General features: G+C 74.2%; 3 protein-coding genes and 1 pseudogene. 1 reads left to right on the top strand and 3 read right to left on the bottom strand.

Annotation, left to right across the window (positions count from 1 at the left end):
* The 3 genes from JNW98_RS33900 to JNW98_RS33890 form a co-directional block, all read right to left on the bottom strand.
* The coding region (locus tag JNW98_RS33900; protein ID WP_223772131.1) for a DEAD/DEAH box helicase at nt 1–1,461 on the bottom strand (1,461 nt) is incomplete at its 3' end.
* Nucleotides 1,462–1,670: 209 nt separating this feature from the next.
* Nucleotides 1,671–1,874 carry a cold-shock protein gene (locus JNW98_RS33895; RefSeq protein WP_223772130.1) on the bottom strand — a complete coding sequence of 68 codons (204 nt, stop codon included), beginning with the start codon at nt 1,872–1,874 and terminating at the stop codon, nt 1,671–1,673.
* Between the two features lie 235 nt (nt 1,875–2,109).
* The gene (locus JNW98_RS33890) at nt 2,110–2,910 is read right to left on the bottom strand and encodes a DUF6227 family protein (protein ID WP_223772129.1); all 801 of its coding nucleotides are present in this window, start codon (nt 2,908–2,910) and stop codon (nt 2,110–2,112) included.
* A gap of 215 nt (nt 2,911–3,125) precedes the next feature.
* Between JNW98_RS33890 and JNW98_RS33885 the strand changes: the two are divergent.
* A pseudogene (locus tag JNW98_RS33885) lies at nt 3,126–3,363 on the top strand (nuclear transport factor 2 family protein); the annotation flags it as partial.

The raw sequence follows: 3,363 nt of genomic DNA, 5'->3' as shown, positions 1-3,363 counted from the left end.
CGCCTCGGCGCCCGCCTCCGGGCCCGCGCCGGAGCGGCCGCGGCCGCGCCCGCGCCCACGGCCGGAGCGCGAGGAACCGGACGAGCCCGTGGAACCGTTCGACGACGCCTTGCGGGCCGGGGCCGGCGGAGGCGGCGGCGGGGCGATCACCACGGGCACCCCGCTGGGCTCACGCGCCCCGGTGATCCGGCTGACCTCGGCGTCCGCGGGCTGCACCCGGGACACCTGCGGCGAGATCTTGGCGTTGGCCATCATGCGGGTCATCTCGCGGCGCTGCTCCGGCAGCACCAGGGTGACCACCGTGCCGGACTCGCCCGCGCGGGCCGTACGGCCACCGCGGTGCAGGTAGTCCTTGTGGTCCACGGGCGGATCGATGTTGACGACCAGGTCCAGGCCGTCGATGTGGATGCCTCGGGCCGCGACGTTGGTCGCGATCAGCGCGGTGACCTGGTCGGTGCGGAACTGCTCCAGGGTCCGGTTGCGCTGCGGCTGGCTCTTGCCGCCGTGCAGCGCCGCCGCGCGGACGCCCTGCGACAGCAGCCGCTTGGTCAGCCGGTCGGCCCCGCGCTTGGTGTCCACGAACATGATCACGCGGCCCTCGCGGGCGGCGATCCGGGTCACCGCGTCCTTCTTCGTGGTCTCGTCCGCGAGGTGGAACAGGTGGTGTTCCATCGTGACGACCGCGCCCGCCGAGGGGTCCACCGAGTGGGTGACCGGGTCGGTGAGGAAGCGGCGGACGAGCCGGTCGACGTTGCGGTCGAGCGTCGCGGAGAACAGCATCCGCTGACCGCCCGGTGCGACCTGCTCCAGCAGCCGGGTGACCTGGGGCAGGAAGCCCATGTCGGCCATCTGGTCGGCCTCGTCCAGGACGGTGATCGTCACGTCGGCCAGCGAGCAGTCGCCCCGCTGGATCAGGTCGGCCAGCCGGCCCGGCGTGGCCACCAGCACCTCGGCGCCGCGGGCGAGCTGGTTGGCCTGGCGGCCGATGGACATGCCGCCGACCACGGTGGCCGTCCGCAGGTTCACGGCCGTGGCGTACGGGGCGAGCGAGTCGGTGACCTGCTGGGCCAGCTCGCGGGTGGGGACGAGGACGAGCGCGAGCGGCCGGCGGGACTCGGCGCGCCGGCCGGCGGTCCGGGCCAGCAGGGCCAGTCCGAAGGCGAGCGTCTTGCCGGAGCCGGTACGGCCGCGGCCGAGCACGTCGCGACCCGCGAGCGAGTTCGGGAGGGTGGCGGCCTGGATCGGGAAGGGCGCGGTGACGCCCTCGCGGGTCAGGGTGGCCAGCAGCCCGCCGGGCAGGCCGAGGTCCTCGAAGGACTCCACCGGCGGCAGGGAGGGCGTCGTGCTCACCGGGGTCTCGAACTCCGCCGGGGCGGCGGCGACCGGCGCCGGCCTGCGGCGGGACGGCTGCTGGCCGCCGCGGGGGCGCGGCTGGCGGGCGGGACGGGCGGAGCGGGTCATGCGGGGAACCTTCCCTCAAAGGGGTGGCACGCCCGATGCGGGCTCCCACGTTCCGTGTCCGGAGTGAGGCTGGGCGCGCTTGGTGCGGGGGGCACAATGGGGCCCGCACCCAGATGTGGTGCGGGCCCCATTGCGTGATGCCTCATGCGGGGCGCGTCCAGCGGTGTGGCGGGACGCGCCGCGCGGAGTGCGGCCTAGGGCCGCGTGCGTCAGATGTTGACGATGTTCTCCGCCTGCAGGCCCTTCTGGCCCTGCGTGACGTCGAAGGAAACCTTCTGGCCCTCGAGGAGCTCACGGAAACCCGTGGAGGCGATGTTCGAGTAGTGGGCGAAGACGTCCGGGCCGCCGCCGTCCTGCTCGATGAAGCCGAAGCCCTTCTCCGAGTTGAACCACTTCACGGTGCCAGTAGCCATGTCTATCTCCTTAGGAATGGGATGGCCCCACGCCGGAATAGACCGGCAAAACAAAAATGCGCCTTCGGCTACATGGCCGAGGCGCACACGAGTTCATGGGTACCACAACTGCAACTTCGTCGACAGTAGCACACGGGGGCCGGGCCGTGCTGTGACGCCCGTCTCACCCCTCTGGCCGCCGACGCCGGGCGGGCCGCCTCCGACCCGCCCGCCCGGCCCCCGCCCGTGACTCCGCCTATAACTCCACGCCCAGCGCCCGTGCGTGCCGGTCCGCCGCCACCTCGGCCTCCGCCTCGTCCAGGTACACCTCGCACACCAGCCGCCCGTCGGACGTCATGTTGTGCTCCAGCTCCCAGAGCGAGATCTCGCCGCCGCCCTCCAGCAGGAACGCGTGCTCGTAGAACCGGCACCAGGTGGCGTCCCGGCCGGGCCCACGCCGCCGCGGCTTGGTGATCAGCGCGATGTGGTGGCCCAGGGCGCCCCGCAGGATCTCGCCGACCACCTCGCCCGGCCCGTCCGCGTTCTCCGCGCGGCGCAGCAGCCGCCGGGCGTGGTCGGGGGACGCCTCGGAGACGTACTCGCGGCGCGGCCGGACCGGGCCCATGGCGAGCAGCAGCTCCTCGGCCAGCCAGGCCGGCAGCTCCTCGTCCTCGGCGCCGGGGCCGATGCCGCCGCCGATCCGCTCGTGGACCCGGCGCTCGGCCTCGTCGAGGGCGTCCTCGCGGGCGTACAGCTCGTACAGCAGGTCGCCGCCCGGCCCGGTGTCGTGCTCCAGCTCGTACAGCAGCAGGCTGCTGCCGTCCGCGAGGAGGAAGACGTGCCGGTACGTGTTGCACCGCAGCGGGCGGTCGCCGTCGTTGCGCTGCCGGTACGAGCGGAGCTCCGCCTGGTGCATCAGCGCGGTGCGCAGCCGGTCCAGCAGCGCTTCGCCGATCTCGAACCCGTTCTGCGCGCGTGCGAGCAGTTCGGCGACGTGCTCGGCGGGCGTCGGGCCACCGCCCCGGTTCTCTCCCCCGCCCGTGCGCATCTGCTCCATGCCCCTCGACCTCCCGGCCTTCTCCTGCCCACCCCGCGCACTTACGGTAGCGGCGCGAACACGGGGCAGGGGCGGGTTCGCCGCATCCGCCGGGGCGCCCGTTTGAGCGGCGAACGCGCGCCCCTCGGGACCCCGGCCTACAGTCGAAGGCGTGTGCCGGGCGCCGTACGGGCCCGCGCCACGCGCCACCGGGACCCGACGCGCAGGAGGCCGCCGTGACCGCCGCCCCGCCCCCCGAGGAACTCAGCGAGCCGGTCGTCCGCGCGCTCGTCGTCGCCATGCGCGACGGCGACCGGGACGCCTTCTACGGCGCCTTCGCCGCCGGCGCCGAGCTCACCGACGACGGCGCCCTCCAGGACCTGCGCTCCTGGGCGGAACGGGAGGTGTTCGAGGCGCACGGGCGACTGGAGGTGGCGGAGGAGCGGCAGCACGGGCGGTACCTGCTCGGCCGGT

It is taken from the genome of Streptomyces huiliensis, from assembly GCF_020037025.1.
In the GTDB taxonomy this organism is placed as follows: Bacteria; Actinomycetota; Actinomycetes; order Streptomycetales; family Streptomycetaceae; genus Streptomyces; species Streptomyces huiliensis.
The sequence above is the reverse complement of the archived record's forward strand: the minus strand, read 5'-3'. Positions and strand labels throughout refer to the sequence as shown.